At 63.4% G+C, this 18432-nt stretch carries 17 protein-coding genes; 7 read left to right on the top strand and 10 right to left on the bottom strand.

Annotated features, from left to right (window positions below; translation table 11 throughout):
• Nucleotides 1–3: 3 nt before the first annotated feature.
• Nucleotides 4–711 (bottom strand): NYN domain-containing protein, encoded by a 708-nt coding sequence (locus C7T36_RS08305; protein ID WP_033231717.1) that lies wholly within the window; start codon nt 709–711, stop codon nt 4–6.
• Complete coding sequence (gene trmB, locus C7T36_RS08300; protein WP_045064652.1) at nt 708–1466, bottom strand: tRNA (guanosine(46)-N7)-methyltransferase TrmB; 759 nt, start codon at nt 1464–1466, stop codon at nt 708–710. The genes C7T36_RS08305 and trmB overlap by 4 nt, the downstream gene beginning before the upstream one ends.
• A 172-nt stretch (nt 1467–1638) precedes the next feature.
• Here trmB and C7T36_RS08295 point away from each other — a divergent pair, with 172 nt between their 5' ends.
• The 6 genes from C7T36_RS08295 (at nt 1639) to epsC (ending at nt 8322) form a co-directional block, all read left to right on the top strand.
• Nucleotides 1639–2583 carry a hypothetical protein gene (locus tag C7T36_RS08295; RefSeq protein ID WP_239654622.1) on the top strand — a complete coding sequence of 315 codons (945 nt, stop codon included), beginning with the start codon at nt 1639–1641 and terminating at the stop codon, nt 2581–2583.
• A gap of 164 nt (nt 2584–2747) precedes the next feature.
• Entirely contained in the window at nt 2748–3935 is a 1188-nt protein-coding gene (locus C7T36_RS08290) for a hypothetical protein (RefSeq protein WP_052683358.1), read from the top strand.
• Nucleotides 3936–4057: 122 nt separating this feature from the next.
• Nucleotides 4058–4423 carry a DUF6802 family protein gene (locus C7T36_RS08285; protein ID WP_051730283.1) on the top strand — a complete coding sequence of 122 codons (366 nt, stop codon included), beginning with the start codon at nt 4058–4060 and terminating at the stop codon, nt 4421–4423.
• 352 nt (nt 4424–4775) lie between these two features.
• On the top strand, nt 4776–6605 hold the full coding sequence (locus C7T36_RS08280; protein ID WP_033231714.1) for a phosphoenolpyruvate carboxykinase (GTP): 1830 nt from the start codon (nt 4776–4778) through the stop codon (nt 6603–6605).
• Nucleotides 6606–6802: 197 nt separating this feature from the next.
• Nucleotides 6803–7738 (top strand): cysteine synthase A, encoded by a 936-nt coding sequence (gene cysK / locus C7T36_RS08275; RefSeq protein ID WP_045064648.1) that lies wholly within the window; start codon nt 6803–6805, stop codon nt 7736–7738.
• A gap of 5 nt (nt 7739–7743) precedes the next feature.
• Complete coding sequence (gene epsC / locus C7T36_RS08270; protein ID WP_033231712.1) at nt 7744–8322, top strand: serine O-acetyltransferase EpsC; 579 nt, start codon at nt 7744–7746, stop codon at nt 8320–8322.
• A gap of 58 nt (nt 8323–8380) precedes the next feature.
• Here the strand turns inward: epsC and C7T36_RS08265 are convergent, their stop codons facing one another.
• From C7T36_RS08265 to C7T36_RS08235, 7 genes are all read right to left on the bottom strand, one after another.
• Nucleotides 8381–8689 (bottom strand): hypothetical protein, encoded by a 309-nt coding sequence (locus tag C7T36_RS08265; RefSeq protein WP_045064645.1) that lies wholly within the window; start codon nt 8687–8689, stop codon nt 8381–8383.
• Nucleotides 8690–8705: 16 nt separating this feature from the next.
• Nucleotides 8706–9653: a cation diffusion facilitator family transporter gene (locus C7T36_RS08260; RefSeq protein WP_045064643.1), complete on the bottom strand. Its 948-nt coding sequence runs from the start codon at nt 9651–9653 to the stop codon at nt 8706–8708.
• Nucleotides 9654–9772: 119 nt separating this feature from the next.
• Nucleotides 9773–11221 carry an aldehyde dehydrogenase gene (locus C7T36_RS08255; protein WP_045064642.1) on the bottom strand — a complete coding sequence of 483 codons (1449 nt, stop codon included), beginning with the start codon at nt 11219–11221 and terminating at the stop codon, nt 9773–9775.
• Nucleotides 11221–12378, bottom strand: coding sequence for a hypothetical protein (locus tag C7T36_RS08250; RefSeq protein ID WP_045064641.1), 1158 nt, complete (start codon nt 12376–12378; stop codon nt 11221–11223). The genes C7T36_RS08255 and C7T36_RS08250 overlap by 1 nt, the downstream gene beginning before the upstream one ends.
• Before the next feature lie 2 nt (nt 12379–12380).
• Nucleotides 12381–13544: a phosphotransferase family protein gene (locus tag C7T36_RS08245; RefSeq protein ID WP_045064638.1), complete on the bottom strand. Its 1164-nt coding sequence runs from the start codon at nt 13542–13544 to the stop codon at nt 12381–12383.
• Between the two features lie 133 nt (nt 13545–13677).
• Nucleotides 13678–14568 carry an ROK family protein gene (locus C7T36_RS08240; RefSeq protein ID WP_045064636.1) on the bottom strand — a complete coding sequence of 297 codons (891 nt, stop codon included), beginning with the start codon at nt 14566–14568 and terminating at the stop codon, nt 13678–13680.
• Nucleotide 14569: 1 nt separating this feature from the next.
• Nucleotides 14570–15376: a class I SAM-dependent methyltransferase gene (locus tag C7T36_RS08235; RefSeq protein ID WP_045064632.1), complete on the bottom strand. Its 807-nt coding sequence runs from the start codon at nt 15374–15376 to the stop codon at nt 14570–14572.
• A gap of 153 nt (nt 15377–15529) precedes the next feature.
• On the opposite strand from C7T36_RS08235, the gene C7T36_RS08230 reads away from it, so the two are divergent.
• Nucleotides 15530–16750, top strand: a complete 1221-nt coding sequence (locus C7T36_RS08230) for a glycosyltransferase family 4 protein (protein WP_045064630.1) — start codon at nt 15530–15532, stop codon at nt 16748–16750.
• On the opposite strand, the gene C7T36_RS08225 is transcribed toward C7T36_RS08230, so the two are convergent.
• Nucleotides 16691–18424 (bottom strand): hypothetical protein, encoded by a 1734-nt coding sequence (locus C7T36_RS08225; RefSeq protein WP_045064628.1) that lies wholly within the window; start codon nt 18422–18424, stop codon nt 16691–16693. The genes C7T36_RS08230 and C7T36_RS08225 overlap by 60 nt on opposite strands.
• Between the last annotated feature and the right edge of the window lie 8 nt (nt 18425–18432).

The following is an 18432-nucleotide window of genomic DNA, read 5'->3' as shown; positions in this document are numbered from 1 at the left end:
CTCCTACTCGGCAACACTTTTTCGCCCGATGAGCAGGGCGGAAAGCGGTCGGAACGGCTGCAACCAGGCGCCCTCGTCGGGCAAAGTATCCAGGCTTACCCGCGGCAGAGGCTCGCGGAAGACACCGGGAATGTCCTCGAGATCGACGAAGTCCAGGATGTCGGACGACACAGCCCAGCTGGCGTGCTCGCGGAATCCGAGTACCTGAACCGGAATGCCGGTCGCTGCGATGTCTTCCAACGGTTCGCGGAATGCTTGACCGTCGGCGGACGCGACCATGATTCCGGCCAGTCCCTCGCCGTACCGCAGAGCGATGTGCTCGAGCATGTCTGAATCGACATCGCTGTCCTCATCGACCTTCGGCTTGGCGAACACCGCAAAACCCACGTTACGCAACGCTTCGACCCATGGGCGCACAACGTCGGCGCTGCCCGTGGCGATGTTGGTGAAGACCGTTGCTTCGGGTTCGAGGTTGCCGGACTCACGCGCGGACAGTTCAGCGGTCCGTGACAGCAACCAACGTCCGAGTGCGTCGAATCGTGGCCGGTAGGCAGCGGTAGGTCGGCCGCCGAGGATGGCGCCGAGGCCCATGTCCAGGTTGGGGGCGTCCCACACCAGGAGAACCCGCTTGGGGTGGCGGGAGTCACGACCGAGGTCGAGGGGAGATCCTGACGACTCGAGGTCGTCGGATAACTGTTCGCTGACGCTCATGCTCTGATCTTCCCCCATATAAGCTCGGTAATTGCGCTTCCGACCTTATGGGCCTTGTCTTCGAACTTCGTGACTGGGCGCTCGTGGGTCATCGGTGATTCCCAGTCGAGAGCGCTCAAGAGCGGTTCGGCGTTTCCGGTTTCCTCGATCCACTCCGCGTATTCGGCGTGGTCGGTGGCAACGTGGAGGACTCCGCCTGGCTTGAGGCGATTGGCGATCAACGAGAACGTCGGGGCCTGCAACAGGCGACGCTTGTGATGGCGAGCCTTGGGCCACGGATCCGGGAAGAACACCCGAACACCCGTCAGCGACTCCGGGGCAATCATGTTTTCCAGTACGTCCATCGCGTCACCGCGCAGGACGCGGACGTTCGGGATCTCTTCGCGTTCGACCTGCTGGAGGAGTTGCGCGAGCCCGGGGCGGTAGACCTCGATGGCAATGAGATTGACGTGCGGTTCGGCTTTGGCCATCGCAGCGGTCGCGGTTCCGGTGCCCGATCCGATCTCGATGATCAGTGGGGCATCGCGTCCGAACCAGGCGGTCGCGTCGAGGGGAGTGTCGGACACATCGGCGCCGATAAGGGGCCACTGGCGGTCCCAGGACTTCTGCTGTGCGTCGGTCAGCGCACCCCTGCGCGAACGGAAACTTGTCACGCGCGGATGGAGACGGGAACCCTTGGAGTCTTCCGTCTCGCCCGCGTTCGGGGTTGGCAGTGCGTGCTGATCGGCTTCGTTCACGCGTCCATTGTCACGCATGACTGCCGTATAGCGCAGACGGGTCTGAAGTTCGAGTTGAGACTTTCTGGGAAAATTCCGGAGAACAGCCCGCGAAATCGGACAGCTGAACGTGAGATGACCTGCCGGGAACAGCCGTGTCGTCGTAAACCTGACAGAATCTGCCCATCACGAAGGGGAACGTGGGGTGGGGATGAACACAGGGGAAAATGTGAAGGTGTGGGCTCGAATTGTGCCCGCAGTCTCACTCGACGACGCTTGCGCGCCGCCGATGGACGAGTTGCGACGGCTTGCCTACCGGTTGATGTCGATCGATCAGCACGCCGCGGAGGCGGTGCATTCGATAGTCGGATCGTTGACAGCACCGCTGCAGGTACTGGTTGCCGGTCGTAGCGGAGTCGGCCGGTCCGCGGTGACCACGTTGCTCGAGAGTGATGTCTTCGCGAGCCATCGAGTGGGAGGCGCGCCGGTTATTCCGACGGAGACGAGGGCGTTCGACGTGCCCGGTGCGATAGATCCGGATCTGAGTAGTCACTGCGTTGTGGTCGTCGTGGTCGACGCACTCCGAGACGCAGATCGACGCGCGGTCGGTCGCGCGTCCGATCACTGCCTTGCCGTTCTGAACAAAGCCGACCACATCGGTGACGGGTGGGAGAATGCGCTCACGCGTGCAGCCGAGATTTCCGGTGAGCTCTCCGCCGTCACCGTTCCTCTGGTCGCGTTGACCGGACAAGGTCGAGAGGCGTTCTTCGGTGAGTTGTCGCCGCTACTCGAGATGTGGTGGTGGCGCAGAGTCGACGGAATTCGATCGATACTGGAGCGCGTTGCTGCCGGCGCCGAGGCGGCGGAGGTCGCCGGTGCCCGAGATGAGATCGAACAGTATCTACGGACCGATTCCGGTCTGATCTTTGCCGCGACGGGTGCGCTGGTGCGTCCGGAACTGCGTGGGTTTGTGGCAAGCGCACCGCCTGCGCCGACAACGGTCGAGGAAGCGCGCAGATGCGCTCAGTGGTGGGGCGGGCCGACGCAACGTGAACATCGCGCATGGGCCGACGCGATATCGCTGGTCCACCGGGCGTACGTCAGGCGGTGGGTGCTTCTCGGCGGTGAGCGAGAGCGGTCGGAGATGAGCGCGTGAGCGATGTAGCTTCCGTGCTGCCGGCGGCGGTCCATCCTGTGGTTCGGAGATGGAACCCAGCTGGGCTCTCTGGTGATGTCGATGTCGCTTGGGCTGATGAATCATCAAGTAATGCAAGTGTTTTCGTTCTCGGCCTGCCGCGATGTGGTCGCGAAGAGGTCGAAATGCTCCTGAGCGTGGCGGGCCGATACACGAGCGTCGATCATGCAAGCGATGCCATCATCGTGCTGCTGGTGGTCGACGCGGCAAGTGTGATCGGGCGGGAAGAGTTGGAACTGCTCGACGAGTCCGGAGTGGGAGGCTTGCCGTTTGTGGTTGTGATGACCAAGACGGATGTGAACCCGGACTGGGAATCGGTTCGCGACCGCGATCAGCGCATTCTTGCAGATCACAGTGATGTTTACGGTGGGGCGGCAATCATCGTCCTGTCCGAGCATGGCGGTGTCGCACCGTTGTTCCACGCCGTCGACGCAGTTCGTCGACGCGCCGTATCTCAGCCTGGCGGCGGTGTGATCGCGGAAACCCGACGGATGATCGACCTCGAGGTTCGAAACCTGCGCGAGAGCGATCCCGGCGGCGAACTGCGTGCGGAGCGCAGCGAATTACTCACCGACCGTGACGGTCGACGTAGTGAACGACTTGCTCAGATGAGGACCAGGCTCCAGCGCGCGCGAGCCGAACTTTCGCAGCAGATCGCGGACACCACTCGAACGACAGTGGCGTCGGCGCGCCTGTGGATCGACGAGTCCACCCGAAGCGAACTCGACAGTTTGCCGGCACGTCTGCAACACGAAGTCGAGAGCAACACAGTGGCTTTCGACGCTGCGATCGCCACAGCAGTCGGAATCGGCGAAACGGGTGTAAGCGTCGCACTCCCACATTTTCCCGACGACCCCGCGACACGGCCGCGTGGTAACGAAGAGCGCATCACCGTGTTGGTCGGTGCCTCGGCGGGGCTCGGTTTGGGGCGGATCGCGGTCATTCCGCTGGAGATGGTGCCGGCCCTGGACATCGCGAGCATTCCGGTAACTCTGGTGCTTGGCGCAACTGCGGCGTGGTGGTTGAGCCGCACGAGAGGAGTTGCGGCAGATCGGGCGCACGCTCGTGCGTGGCTGGCGGAAACGATGGCCACCGTCAGAGCGCAATGGGAGCAGCGCGTGCTGAACCGACTCCTTGACGCGGAAGTGGATCTCGGCAGCGCGATCCTGGCGGAGAGCCGAGAGCTGGTTGCGTCGGCGCAAGCGCGAATTGCGGAGATCGATGTCGAGCTCCGAGCACTGGGACAGGCACGTTCCGGACAATTGGCCGCCTGTGAACGTGACCTGGCAATTCTGAACGGTGCCGGGGCCTGAACGAGTTGTCCACAGGCCCGGATTTTTGTCGGTGACTGTCGACGGAAATCTGGTAGTACTGATGCATCTCGGTAGGGGTTGCCGGGAGAAGACACCAGCAAGATCAAGCACAGGGGGAAGTAATGGACGGATTTCTGATCACCGCCGACGTCGTCGACATGGGACGGTTCGACGTGCCGGCAGATCATCTACCGGCAGAGGGCATCGACCCGGCAACGTTCGGACCGGGTACGGGGACTGTCGACGTCGGTGATCTGACGACGACATTCGACGCATTCGATCTCGATGGCGACGGGATCGTCGACAGTCGCGTCGTGTCGCCGGACAACGATGCAGCTGCCATCGTCGTGGTGTCGGATTTCGATCGTGACGGCGCTGCCGACCGCGTGACGATGGTGGAGTCGGACGGAGACTTCGCGGCGTGGGAATGCCACCGAGACACGCACGGTGCGTTGGTGTGGGATCGCATCGATTCTGGCACTGTGTGACACCGAAAATAGGCACTGAGTGACACGCAAAATAGGCACTGAGTGACGTACCTAGAGGACTGTTCGCCTTGCGATCCGGGACCGTTTGCCTCTATTCGAAGCCGGGTACGCGTTGTGGATACACCATCTGAATCGTTTCTGTGACATTTCTGACCGCACCCGATTACCTGCAGGTGAACAGCCAGCGTTAACCTCAGTACATAGGACACCCGGCGTCCGTGAAATCCACGTGAGTGGATGACGCGGCTGGACCCCGTCGAGAGGGGGACACCGGGATCAACTGGTATCGGGGAGCTGCAGTTTGCATCCGGTGTCACGAGAACCCGGTTCCGGCTCACCCCAGGAGAGTTTGATGACCTCAGCGACCATTCCCGGTCTCAACGGAACTGACGGCACGCCCCCCACGCAGCACAAGGAACTGCTTGCATGGGTGCAAGAGGTTGCCGAACTCACCCAGCCCGCTCGCGTCGTCTTTGCGGACGGCTCGGACGAAGAGTGGGACCGGCTGACCGACAAGCTGGTCGAGGCAGGCACGTTCACGCGCCTCAACGACGAGAAGAAGCCGAACTCGTTCCTCGGTAATTCCGATCCTTCCGATGTGGCTCGCGTCGAATCGCGCACCTACATCTGCTCGAAGGAAGAAATCGACGCAGGCCCCACCAACAACTGGATGGACCCGTCGGAGATGCGCACCCTCATGGGTGACCTGTACCGCGGTTCCATGCGCGGACGCACCATGTACGTCGTGCCGTTCTGCATGGGTCCCCTCGACGCCGAGGATCCGAAGTTGGGTGTCGAGCTCACGGACTCCGAGTACGTCGTCGTCTCCATGCGCGTCATGACCCGCATGGGCAGCAAGGTTCTCGACAAGCTCGGCACCGACGGATTCTTCGTCAAGGCGCTGCACTCGTTGGGCGCTCCGCTCGCCGATGGCGAAGCCGATGTCGCGTGGCCGTGCAACGACACCAAGTACATCACTCACTTCCCCGAGGATCGTGAGATCTGGAGCTTCGGTTCCGGATACGGCGGAAACGCTCTCCTCGGCAAGAAGTGCTACTCGCTGCGTATCGCTTCGGCAATGGCGCACGACGAGGGCTGGCTGGCCGAGCACATGCTCATCCTCAAGCTGATCTCCCCCGAGGACAAGGCCTACTACATCGCGGCGGCATTCCCGTCCGCCTGTGGCAAGACCAACCTCGCGATGATCCAGCCGACCATCCCCGGATGGCGTGCCGAGACTCTCGGTGACGACATCGCGTGGATGCGTTTCGGTGACGACGGACAGCTGTACGCCGTCAATCCCGAATTCGGTTTCTTCGGCGTGGCACCGGGCACCAACTGGTCCTCGAACCCCAACGCGATGCGCACCATCGACCAGGGCAACACGGTGTTCACCAACGTTGCACTGACCGACGACGGCGACGTCTGGTGGGAAGGCCTCGAAGGCGACCCGCAGCACCTGATCGACTGGAAGGGCAACGAGTGGACGCCTGAATCCGGTACGCAGGCCGCTCACCCCAACTCGCGTTACTGCACCCCGATGTCGCAGTGCCCGATCATGGCTCCCGAGTGGGACGACCCGAAGGGCGTGCCGATCTCGGCAATCCTGTTCGGTGGACGTCGTAAGACGACGGTTCCGCTGGTCACCGAGGCCCGCGACTGGCAGCACGGCGTCTTCATGGGCGCCACGGTCGGCTCCGAGCAGACCGCAGCAGCCGAAGGCCAGGTCGGTACGGTTCGCCGCGACCCGATGGCAATGCTTCCGTTCCTCGGCTACAACGTGGGCGACTACTTCCAGCACTGGATCGACCTCGGCAAGTCTGCCGACGAGTCCAAGCTGCCCAAGGTCTTCTACGTGAACTGGTTCCGCCGCGGCGACGACGGACGCTTCCTGTGGCCAGGCTTCGGCGAGAACTCTCGCGTCCTGAAGTGGATCGTCGAGCGTATCGAGCACAAGGCTGCCGGTATCGACACCCCGATCGGCGTCGTTCCCACGGGATCGGCACTCGACATCGACGGCTTGGACGTGTCGGACGCCGACATCACCGAGGCCCTCGCCGTGAACATCGACGAGTGGAAGGCCGAGATCCCGCTGATCGAGGAGTGGTTCGACTTCGTCGGCGAGAAGCTGCCCACCGGTATCCGTGACGAGTTCGAAGCTCTGAAGCAGCGCCTGGGCTGAGTCCCTCGCGATTCTGTTCTGCGTAACCCGAATGCCGCATCTGATCGAACAGATGCGGCATTCGGCATTCGAGGAGATTATTTTGGTAGTTCTCGGGTTTTTACCGGCCCGGTTGAGCTATAGGACACACCGAATGATGCAATAACGTCATTAACGAAACGACCCGGTCGACACTGCGGCCACATGGAGGTACGGAAATGACCGGTATTTACAACAACGTCACCGAATTGGTCGGGCGCACCCCGCTGGTGCGACTCAACCGCCTGACCGAGGGTCTGGACGCACAGGTTGTAGTGAAGCTCGAGTTCTACAATCCGGCCAACAGCGTCAAGGACCGGATCGGTGTTGCGATCATCGACGCTGCCGAGAAGTCCGGAGCACTCAAGCCCGGCGGAACCATCGTCGAGGGCACCAGTGGTAACACCGGTATCGCACTTGCCATGGTCGGCGCTGCTCGTGGCTACAAGGTCATCCTGACCATGCCGGAGACGATGTCCACCGAGCGTCGCGTCATGCTGCGTGCGTACGGCGCCGAGATCGTGCTGACCCCGGGCTCCGAGGGCATGGCCGGCGCAGTCGCCAAGGCCAAGGAAATTGTCGAGCAGACTGAAAACGCTGTCTCGGCCAGCCAGTTCGCAAACCCCGCCAACCCGGCCATCCACGAGGTGACGACCGGTGAAGAGGTCTGGGCCGACACTGACGGCGCCGTCGACATCTTCGTTTCCGGTATCGGCACCGGCGGCACCATCACCGGCGTCGGACGCACTCTCAAGAAGTACAAGCCCGAGGTCAAGATCGTCGGCGTTGAGCCCGTCGATTCGCCGATCCTCAACGGTGGCCAGCCCGGCCCCCACAAGATCCAGGGAATCGGTGCGAACTTCGTACCCGAGATCCTCGATCGTGAAATCTACGACGAGATCATCGACGTCTCGTTCCCCGATTCCATCGAGGTCGCTCGCGCTCTCGGAACTCAGGAAGGCATCCTGGGTGGCATCTCGTCCGGCGCCATCGTGTGGGCCGCCCTCGAGTTGGCAAAGCGCCCCGAGAATGCGGGCAAGCTGATCGTGGCGGTTGTTTGCGACTTCGGTGAGCGTTACATCTCCACCCCACTGTTCGAACACATCCGGGACTGAGATACGTGAGTATCCTCGGCGTCATTCGCGAGGACCTACAGGCTGCGCGCGGTCAGGATCCTGCCGCGCGCAGCAATGTGGAGAATGCCCTCGTTTACTCAGGGCTGCATGCCATCTGGTCGCATCGGATCGCACACAAGCTGTGGGCTGTGCCCGCTCTGCGCGGTCCGGCCCGGGTGTTGTCGCAGCTGACACGTTTTGCCACGGGCATCGAGATCCATCCCGGCGCGACTATCGGTCGACGGTTTTTCATCGACCACGGCATGGGCGTCGTAATCGGTGAGACGGCTGAAATCGGCAACGACGTCATGCTTTATCACGGTGTCACGCTCGGCGGCCGTTCACTCGAGCAGGTCAAGCGCCATCCGACGCTCGGCGATCGGGTCACCGTGGGTGCGGGTGCCAAGATCCTGGGACCGGTTGTCATCGGCGAAGGTAGTGCTATCGGCGCCAATGCTGTTGTGACGCGTGATGTTCCAGCCGATTCCATTGCGACGGGTATTCCGGCAGTGGCTCGGCCGCGGACCGCCAAGGAGAAGTTGGTGGATCCGAACAGCTACATCGATCCTGCGATGTACATCTGACTCTGTTCTGACGGTGGCCGCCCCTCGTTTCGACGGTGGGGCGGCCACCGGCGTCTTTTCAGGCTCGCGTCAGGTGCCACCCGCGGCGCCCCATCAGCGCAGCCGTCAGAGCGCCCAAACCTGCTCCGAGGAATGGGAAACTGGCAAGCAGGAACCAATTCCTCGACGCATTCGATTGAGAATCGAAGTAGAGGTTCAGCGACGATTCGTAATCCCGGCTCATCTGCACATTTGTTAGCGGTGCGTACCCTCCCTGGTACACGATGTCCTGGTCCGAACTGGTCATTACGTCGATCAGGACGCCCAACAAGGGAATTCCCCCGACGACAAATCCGAGGACCATCAGTACAACGACCAGTGCGCGCATCAAGGGAGCGTATCGCTCAGACCGTGATCGACGGTTCTTCTGGTGTCGAGAGCGTCAGAATCGCCCGTACGACGCGTGGGCTCTGCTCGAGTGTGCGCTCGAGGTCGCGCAGTGTGTGGGCTACTCGAGATTCGGCGTAGTCCCCGACGACATCGATGCTGGCAACCAGGTACACCTGCCGTGGTCCCAGGTATTCCATGCGCAGGAACGTGATTCGGTTGACGTCGGGAAGCTGTGTCAGTGCCTCGATGCCGGCGGCGCGCAGGGTCGGTGACGCTTCCTCACCGACCAGAAAACGTCGGTTGCGGTCGATCAGGATAATCGCGATGACGCCGAGCAGGATGCCCACGCAGATGGATCCGAGGGCGTCGGGGATCGGTGAACCAGTGATCTGGTGCAGCAGGACGCCAGCGAACGCGATGATCAAACCGATTAGTGCCGCAGCATCTTCGGCGAACACAGCCCGGGTAGTGGGGTCGGAAGTATTGAGAGCTTGCGTGAGAACATCGCTGTTGACGGCCGAAGCTTCTGCCCGCAATTGTTTGTAGGCCTGGCGGAACGAGATGCCTTCGAGGATGAAGGAGACGCCGAGGACTGCGTAGGCAACTCCGAAATCGGTGGCCGGTTCCGAATGGAACAGTTCCTGGACTCCGTGGGTGATCGACACTCCGGCACCAAGCGCAAAGAGTCCGAGGGCCGCGAACATCGACCAGATGTAGGCTTCGCGGCCGTAGCCGAGGGGTTGATCGCGATCGGGAACGCGCTTGGATCGTCGGTTTGCGATGAGGAGCAGGATCTCGTTGCCGGTGTCGGCCCACGAGTGGGTGGCTTCGGCAACCATCGACGCCGATCCGGTGACGATCGCGGCCGCTGTTTTTGCTCCGGCGATCAGCGCGTTTGCGGCAAAGGCCAGGACAACGGTGGTGGTGCTCTCGTCAGCCGATGCTTCCGTTTCGGTGGTCACGGAGCTAAGGCTAAGCCCGCTCGGACGGTTATGTCTGGGGAGTGAGCACAGCTTCTATGAAGTGAGCACCCCTTCCGTCGTGCTGGAAGGGGTGCTCACTGTGTGCAACGGGTGCTAACTCAGCTCGTGTATCCGGGCGGCATGAGCACGGACTTGGTTTCGCAGAAGGCTTCGAGGCCCTCAGGTCCGTTCTCGCGGCCGATTCCGGAGTTCTTGTAACCGCCGAACGGTGAACCGGCGTCGAAGGCGTACCAGTTGATCGCGTAGGTGCCCGTGCGGATCTGCGCCGCGATTTCGAGGCCGTGATCGATGTCGGTGGTCCAGACGGATCCGGCGAGGCCGTAGTCGGAATCGTTGGCGATCTTGACGGCCTCGTCCTCGGAGTCGTACGGAATCACCGACAGCACGGGTCCGAAGATCTCTTCGCGGGCGATGGTCATGGAGTTGTCGACGTCGGCGAAGATGGTCGGCTCGACGTACCAGCCCTTGTCGAGTCCGGCGGGACGACCGCCGCCGAGGACCAGTCGAGCGCCCTCTTCCTTGCCCTTGGCGATGTAGCCCTCGACGCGCTCGCGCTGCTTCTCGGAGATCAGCGGGCCGAGCTGCGCGGCCGGATCGGACGGATCGCCGACGGTCATGTAACCAGCCGCGGTCTTGAGGCCCTCGATGACCTCGTCGTAACGCGAACGGGGAGCGAGGATTCGGGTCTGCGCGACGCACGCCTGACCGGTGTTCATCAGGCCCGACATGACAAGCATCGGCATTCCGGCAGCGAGATCGGCGTCCTCGAGGATGATGGCGGCGGACTTGCCACCGAGTTCGAGGGAGCAGCGCTTGAGGTTCTGGGCGGCGATGGCGCCGATCTTGCGCCCGACCGCACTCGAGCCGGTGAAGGTGATCTTGTCGATGTCAGGATGCGAGACCAGGTATTCGCCGGTCTCGGCGCCGCCGGGAAGCACGGAGATGACGCCGGCGGGAACGCCTGCCTCAGCAAAGATTTCCGCGATCACGTGGACCGAGAGCGGTGACTCGGGGGCCGGCTTGAGCAGGACGGTGCAGCCGGCGAGCAGCGCGGGGGCCAGCTTGTTGATCGCGAGGAACAGCGGAACATTCCACGCGAGAACGGCAGCGACAACGCCGACGGGCTCGCGGGTGACCTTGGTCTGCCCGAAGACGCCGGTGCGCTTCTCTTCCCACGCGAACTTGTCGGCAAGTTCGGAGTAGAAACCGAGCGTCGCCATCGACGGGGTCTGCTGCATCATGCCGACCATGGCGGGCGGCTGGCCCATCTCGTTGGAGATGAGCTGGTTGAGATCTGCGCTGCGCTCTTCGAGGAGCTTGGCGGCCTTCGCGAGGATCGCACCGCGCTCGGCAGGGGTCGTCTTGGCCCATGGTCCGTTGTCGAAAGCGTTGCGCGCAGCGGAGACTGCGGCGTCGATGTCTGCCGGAGCGGCGACGGGACAGCTTCCGACGCGCTCCTCCGTTGCCGGTGAGAACACCTCGAGTACCTGGTCGGTGGCGGGGGCTACCCACTCGCCGCCGATGTAGAGCTTGTCGTAGTTCGTCATCACAATCTTTCCTCGGTGTTGTCGGTCTCGCGCTCTGGTGCCATATCGATGAAACTGGTGAAGCCGTAACGCTCGTGGGGTCCGATGGCAGCGACTTCGAAAAGGCCGGTGCCGTCGAAGGTCTGATCACCCTCGGTGAGATGGAATTTGCTGAGATTGTCCACGGGGGAGAACATGCGCTGCATGGGTTCGAATTCGTGGACCTTGTGTCGCAGGCCTTGGACAACCAGTTCGCCTTGCCACATGCCGTGGCGCCAGTCCTGTTCGAGGCCGTACCCGGTGCCGATGCCGATGTGGTTGGCCAGCAACAGTTCACAGTCGACGGTCAGAACCTCACCGCTGGGCCGGTGGAAGGTGAGGGTAGCTCCGGTGACGTCGCGGGTGGCGGGGCAGAAGATCAGGTCGTGCTCCGGCCGGCCGAGCCATTCCGGATCGCGTCCTTCTTCCGGCCAGATTCGCATCGCTTCCTCGACGATGCGACGGCCTTGCTCGTCTTCCTGCATGATGACCGAGATGGTGAACTCGTCGAACTGCATGACGGAGTAGATCCAGAAGAAGTTCTGGATACCGTCGACGGCGCGTCGGCCGGGTGGCTCGGCTTCACCGACCGGCCGTACGCCCCAGGAGCGGTCACGATTTCCGCGCCAGGTATCGGGGTCGATCGAGATTTTTTCCCCGTCGACGGTGAGGTTGCCGGTCCACGTTCCGGTCTGCAGGAAACGGGACGTGTCGAAGGTGACGCGTTCGAGTTGGCGTCGAAAGTGCTTGGGCTCGAGCGCTGCCGGGATGGTGGCGTCGAAGGTGATGTCGAAGGAGAGATCGTATTCGCTGCTGGGTTCGAGGACGACACGAAGTTTCTGCAGGCCCTCCAGCACTTCGATGCGCAGTGGTCCGACCGTGGTGTCGGTGCGATCGGCGCCCAGGGCTTTCGACATGCGGGCCACGATGTGGTAATCCCCGTGGCGTAGGACGGCAAAACCGTCCATGACACCGAGATTGGGGTACTGGCCCAGACCGACGATGAGGAAGGTGTCGTTGTTGCCGGTGGGGTAGCAGTTGAAGTAGTAGCGGTCGTAGAAGTTTCGGTCCGAGGTGGCGACGTGGCGGACCGGTTCCGCGATCTGGTGAATGGGGTAATCGTCCATCGGCGACAACATGGTCAGTTCAACCTCTCCCAGTAAGTGCCGTCGAGCATCGCGGTGAGCGATGCGCGGTGCATGATCATGTCGTCGGGGTCTGCGGGTTGCTCGGCTTGACCGAAAGCTATGGCACGGGCCTGAATTCGCCACATGATGACGGCCTGGCGCAGCGCTGCGTACGTAACGTAGAACTCCAGATCGTGTGGTGTGTGACCGGTGATGTCGGCGTAAGTTGCCGCGATGTCCGGCAGTCGCAGGAAGTCGGGAAGACCGGGCAGGTTTGCCAACCCGGCAATGTCCTCGAAGAACCTGTGCAGGAAGGCCATCCAGCCCAGGTCCATCTCACGCGGGCCGAGAGTTGCCATTTCCCAGTCGAGTACGGCAACTGGTGCAAAGTCCTGGTACATGACGTTGCCGATGCGTGAGTCGCCCCAACAGAGCACGGCCGGTGAATCGTCGGCGGGATTGTGTGCTTCGACCCAGTCGAGTGCCCGCTCGATGAGTGGCGATCGGACGCCATCCTTGACGACCCACTCGTAGTATGCGCGCTGCTCGGCGATGTGCGCCGAGAATGCCTCTCGCGCAGTCGGTCCCGAACCAGGCAGTTGGAGGAAATCGAAGCGCTCGATCGGATTGTCGATGGCGTGCAATTGCGCCAGGACGTCGACCGAGTTCTGCTGGAGAGTCTTTCGCTGCGCCGGGGACGCTTCGGTGACCCACGATCCGAAGTTGTACGGCATGACGTCGGGAGGCACGTCACCGGAGATGCGCTCCATGACGAAGAACGGCGCACCCAACGCATCCGGGTCGGATTCGGACCAGTACACCGTCGGTACGGGCACCGCGGAGTGCTCGTGCACCTGCGCCATGGTGCGGAACTGGGATTCGAGGTCGTAGGTCGGAAACACCGGCATGGTGGTCTCTGCCGGGGCGACACGGGCGACCAGCGGATGATGATCGCCGTCCCAGGTCGCGTCGAAGAGGATGGTTTCGCTGGACATGCCGTTGGCTGCGGGCAGGGTGACATCGGCGACGGTCACGGTGGATCCGGCCGGCACCTTCCCGGCCATCCAGCGTTCCAGGCGTTCGCGGAGGTCTTCGGTGTCGCGGAGGGAATCACTTGGTCGGGCGACCTGTGCGTGATGCTCGGCTTCTGTCGAGGAAACATCGGGGCTCACGGTCACCTCCTTCCCGCTTGTGTCACGCGCAATGCCCGTAACGGTGTGAGTCAGAACACTAAAACACGTTACAGAAATTGGGAACAGGTGGCACCCGTTTAGTGGGACTCCCTGCGGATTTCTCGGAGAAGAACGCGTGTCAGATGGCGGCGACGAGCGACAGGAGCCCCGCGCCGGTCAGAGTTCCACGCTCACCCAACTCGGCGGAGACGATTCGTAGGTCCTTGATGAACGACAAACGGGCATGTCGGGCAGCCGATTCGCGGAGAGGTTCCCACAGGGCTGAGCCGGACTGGGAAAATCCGCCGCCCACCACCGCAAGATTTACATCCAGAAGTGCCACAGCCGACGCGATGGCAACACCCAGCGCGGTTCCGGCACGGTGAAGCGCTGCCCGGGCGAGGGCGTCGCCGCGGTGGGCGTCGTCGGCAAGCTCGAGGCCCGTGGTGCCGGTCCACCCCTGACTGCGAGCCCAACGAACTGCTGCCGGACCACTCGCGACCGTCTCGAGGCAGCCGACGCCACCGCACGAGCAGGGTTCGTCGGCTCCAGGGACAACAAGGTGCCCGATGTGGCCGGCATTTCCCGTACGACCAGGTGCGATGCGACCGCCAAGGACAACTCCGCCGCCGACGCCGGTGGAGACGACCAGACTCAACAGGTCCAGGGTTCCGCGTCCGGCGCCGTGGTGATGTTCGGCCAGTGCGGCGGCAGCCCCGTCCATGGCCAGAGCGGTTCGAGCGCCCGGGAAAACCCTGCGTACCGCGTCCTGCAGGGGGAAGCCGCCAGCCCACTCGGAGATGTTGATGGGTGCCACAACACCGCCGACGGTATCGACCGGGCCGGCGCAGGCGATTCCGACGGCGTCAACCGCGCGTCCGTCGGCAACGCTCTGAAGTAATGCCGCGCAGGCTGCCCACGTATCCGTTTTCGGTGTGGGAACCGTGCGGAATTCGGGAACGCACCCGTCCTCGGAAGCCAAACCGGCAGCCATCTTGGTGCCGCCGATGTCGAGGGCGAGGCGAATCATGTCAACGCTTCTCGAGGACCACAACGAGGTTGCTCACGAGGAATTCGCGAAGGCCGGGAACACGAACCATCCACCACGCCCAAGACGGGTGATATCGGGGGATCGCGGCGAGTAGTTCACCTTGGTCTGTTCCGCGGGCCCAGCGCAAACCGTCGGTGGCACCCACTTTGAACAGGGACTCTCCGTACCTGTTCTTCGGTTCGCGGCCGGTTGTGCGGCGGTACCGCTTGGCTGCGTATTCACCACCGAAAGCGTGCCACGGACCGGTCTCGTGCCCTCCGAACGGACCCCACCACAGGGTGTACGAGAGGACCATCAGTCCGCCGGGTTTGGTGACGCGCAGCATTTCCTCCGCCATGAGCCACGGCTCGCTGACGTGTTCCGCCACGTTCGAGGAGAAGCAGATATCGACCGACGAATCCCGAAAGGGCAACGCCAGGCCTGATCCGCGCACCGCGCCGCCGACGGTCAGGCCCGCGGCATGCATCTCCGACGGATCGGGTTCGACCGGGATGTAGCGGGCACCGGCAGCTTGGAACACTTCCGCGAAGTAGCCCGGTCCGCCGCCGACGTCGAGGACGGTGAGGCCGTCGAGCGTGTGACCGGTGTGACCTTCATGCAGGTCGGAGATCAATTCGACGGAATCGCGAGCGAGCGCGCCGTAGAAGATGTCAGGCGCGGTCTGCTCGTGGCGGAAGTCGCTGAGCAAGCCGACGGATCGTTTGAGGGTTGCCCGTCGGCCGAAAATGCGGGTCACTGCGGGCTTGGTCACGAGAATCAACTTTAGCGACTGCGACTTCTGCTCCATGAACACCGTCAATTTCACTGTGAGGAGCGCGGCAATACGGACGCGGAAACAGTTAGGGTGTTCCGCAGGGTTACCGACCGGTCAGGGTGGGCATCCCCCGCAGGACCACTCGCATCCGCGCCGGTCACCGACGAGCTCTAGGGAGTAACGCACGTGCACGAGGTTCTGTTGCTCTGTTGGCGTGACACCGGGCATCCGCAGGGCGGCGGAAGTGAGCGGTACCTCGAGCAGGTCGGAACCCAGTTGGCGGCGCGCGGCATCAAGGTGACTCTGCGGACGGCGTCGTACCCGGGTGCGCCCGCCACCGAGTATCGAGACGGCATCACCATCAGTCGTTCCGGCGGACGTTTCAGCGTGTACCCGCGGGCACTGGCCGCGATTGCGGCCGGACGCCTCGGGTTCGGTTCCCTGAAAGGCCTTCACCCCGACGCCGTGGTCGACACGCAGAACGGGATTCCCTTCTTCTCGAAGATGGTGGCCGGTGCGCCGGTCACGCTGCTCGTGCACCATTGCCACCGCGAACAGTGGCCGGTGGCAGGCACACTCGTCGGACGGATCGGGTGGTGGGTGGAATCGCGCCTGTCGCCGAAGCGTCACAGCGACAACCAGTACTTGACGGTGTCACTACCCTCGGCAGAGGAACTGGTGGATCTGGGCGTCGACCGCGATCGAATTGCCGTGGTGCGCAACGGAGCTGATCGTCTTCCGATGGGCGTCGACGCGGGTGGTTCGATCACCCGGGCGATCCGGCCTACCATGTCGGTGCTCTCGCGGTTGGTGCCGCACAAGCAGATCGAAGACGCGCTCGAAGCGGTTGCCACACTTCGCCCGACGCAGCCCGAACTTCACCTCGACGTCATCGGCGGCGGTTGGTGGGAGCAGAACCTGCGTGATCGCGCTGCCGAACTCGGGATCGGCGACGCGGTGACATTCCACGGGCACGTCGACGAGTCCCGCAAACACGAACTGTTGGCGCAGTCCTGGATTCACCTCATGCCGTCCCGCAAGGAAGGGTGGGGCCTCGCCGTCATCGAGGCCGCGCAACACGGAGTTCCGACTGTTGGTTACCGCAGTTCCAAGGGGTTGACCGATTCCATCGTCGACGGCGTGACGGGTCTTCTGGTAGGCGGCGAAAGTGTCGGCGACGGCGATGTGGCGGAATTGACGCAGGCTGCAGGCACCCTGTTGCAGGATCACGAACTGCGGACGGTGCTCGGTGAGAAAGCTCGGGTGTGGTCGAGCGAATTCTCGTGGGAACAAACGGGAACCGGTGTTTTCGAGGTTTTGTCGGCGACGACGGTCGGACAGCGTGTTTCAGGTCTTGTCACGTCGCGCGAGTCGAATCCGGTTCTGGTTCAGTCCGAGCACGAGTAGAGCCGCAACGCCCGTCATCACCCAGGCGATGTGGGCGAGCGCGACGATGATCCGGGCAGATGCCGAAGCCTGGTGCAGTGCAACATCTCCGGGCACCCGGTATAGCTCGAGATAGTTGTCTGCGAACACTCTCTCGAGGTTGCGCAGCGCCGCGTCGTCGGATCGGCCAGGAGTGTCGAGTTCCACCAGCACCCAGCCGACGCCAAGGGACGCGAGTTCGGTGTTGCTTCCGCCCGTGAGGAGGAGTTCCTCGACCTGGGCGGCGCGTGTTCCCTCGCCGCCGACAGAGCCACCGGCCACGATCAGTTCGCCGGTCTGCAGTACATCGAGCGGGAGAAATCGCGGAGCCGGATCGAGAACCGGAGCGTCACCGGTGTAGGAGAAGGCTCGAAACATTCCGGTGGGAAGCACTGCCACATCACCGGTTTCGCCTCGCAACTGCTCGGCGACAACGGTCCAGGACTGCGGATACTGCACCGGTTTCAGAGCCCCGCCGACGCCCCACGCGAGGTCGGGCAGAGCCATGACCGTCACGACAACAGCGGCGATCGACCACGTAGGGCGCGGAAGCGTGAAGCGTCGCTGTGCCCACATCACGCCCGCTGCCGCGGACAGTGCGTAGAACGGCGCCGCCAGCGCCACCCATTTCTGGGAATCGCGGAGCAGGCCTGCGCCGGAGAAGTATTCGACCGACCAGCGACCAACACCCAGGCCCCACGGTGTCGCGCCGAGTGCCGGGGCCAGGACCGCGACGAGTGCCAGCCCTGCCAGGGCGGTGATCACAGGATTGCGACGCCGTCGCCACAGCGCGGGAATGCCGCTGAGCACCACGATCAGGAGTAGTAGCGTCCCTGCCGCCGCGAAGAGTGTTGTGCGAGAGTCCGGGACGGCAGCGGAGTTCCAGACACCGCCCAGCCCGGCGAGGCTGCCGAGCGTTCCGAGGCCCGGTTCCGCGCGGGCGGCAAAGGCTGCCACACCGGCGGGATCGGAACCGTCGGAGGCGCCGCTCGACAGAAGTGTTGCCGCGAGCCACGGCGAGGCAGTGATCAGGAAGAGCGCGAAGACGCCGCTGACGCGTCGTAGAACCGACGTTCGCCCGCCTGGGGAGGCTACGGCCACCAACGCGATGGTCAACCCCAGGAGCGCGCCGGTAGGTGTCAGGCCCGCGAATGCCAGCGATGCGGCCAATGCCCACCAGGCGCCGGGCTGAGCGCGTCGAACCCCGATGCCCGCGATCACGATCCACGGCAAAGCGCCGTACCCGGCCAACAGGCTCCAATGTCCTTGCAGCAGACGCTCGGCCACGTACGGGTTCCACAGCATGACCGTTGACGCCACCAACTGCGGCCCGAGCCCGGCTGTCGGCAGCAGGGCTCGGACCAAGCGGGCAGCGCCCAACCCCGCCAGCCACAGTGCGGCGAGGAGCAGCGCCTTCACCACCAACCCACCGTCGACAACCGTGCTCACTGCCGCGATCAGCGCATCCTGCGGCACGGCCCGGGCGGCGGCGTCGGTGAGTCCGAGGGCGGAGTCGGTGAGGTACGACCGGGGAGTGCTGACAGCGTCGCGCAGCAGTAGATAACCGGGACCGAGCAGTGGTCCGAGGATCAACAATGTCAACGCCAGGCTGTACACCGCGGCCACGACGCTGTGGTGTTTCGGCCGCACTGTCATGACGGGCA

This window comes from Rhodococcus sp. AD45-ID (assembly GCF_003023755.1).
Taxonomy (GTDB): Bacteria; Actinomycetota; Actinomycetes; order Mycobacteriales; family Mycobacteriaceae; genus Rhodococcus_F; species Rhodococcus_F globerula.
This window is presented reverse-complemented; position numbering and strand designations above follow the sequence as displayed.

Coding starts and splice junctions, on each gene's coding strand:
- C7T36_RS08295 (WP_239654622.1), top strand. CDS start 1,639: ATGAACACAGGGGAAAATGTGAAGGTGTGGGCTCGAATTGTGCCCGCA.
- C7T36_RS08250 (WP_045064641.1), bottom strand. CDS start 12,378: ATGTTGTCGCCGATGGACGATTACCCCATTCACCAGATCGCGGAACCG.
- C7T36_RS08280 (WP_033231714.1), top strand. CDS start 4,776: ATGACCTCAGCGACCATTCCCGGTCTCAACGGAACTGACGGCACGCCC.
- C7T36_RS08255 (WP_045064642.1), bottom strand. CDS start 11,221: ATGACGAACTACGACAAGCTCTACATCGGCGGCGAGTGGGTAGCCCCC.
- C7T36_RS08240 (WP_045064636.1), bottom strand. CDS start 14,568: ATGATTCGCCTCGCCCTCGACATCGGCGGCACCAAGATGGCTGCCGGT.
- C7T36_RS08305 (WP_033231717.1), bottom strand. CDS start 711: ATGAGCGTCAGCGAACAGTTATCCGACGACCTCGAGTCGTCAGGATCT.
- C7T36_RS08290 (WP_052683358.1), top strand. CDS start 2,748: ATGCTCCTGAGCGTGGCGGGCCGATACACGAGCGTCGATCATGCAAGC.
- C7T36_RS08265 (WP_045064645.1), bottom strand. CDS start 8,689: ATGCGCGCACTGGTCGTTGTACTGATGGTCCTCGGATTTGTCGTCGGG.
- C7T36_RS08235 (WP_045064632.1), bottom strand. CDS start 15,376: ATGGAGCAGAAGTCGCAGTCGCTAAAGTTGATTCTCGTGACCAAGCCC.
- cysK (WP_045064648.1), top strand. CDS start 6,803: ATGACCGGTATTTACAACAACGTCACCGAATTGGTCGGGCGCACCCCG.
- trmB (WP_045064652.1), bottom strand. CDS start 1,466: ATGCGTGACAATGGACGCGTGAACGAAGCCGATCAGCACGCACTGCCA.
- C7T36_RS08285 (WP_051730283.1), top strand. CDS start 4,058: ATGGACGGATTTCTGATCACCGCCGACGTCGTCGACATGGGACGGTTC.
- C7T36_RS08225 (WP_045064628.1), bottom strand. CDS start 18,424: ATGACAGTGCGGCCGAAACACCACAGCGTCGTGGCCGCGGTGTACAGC.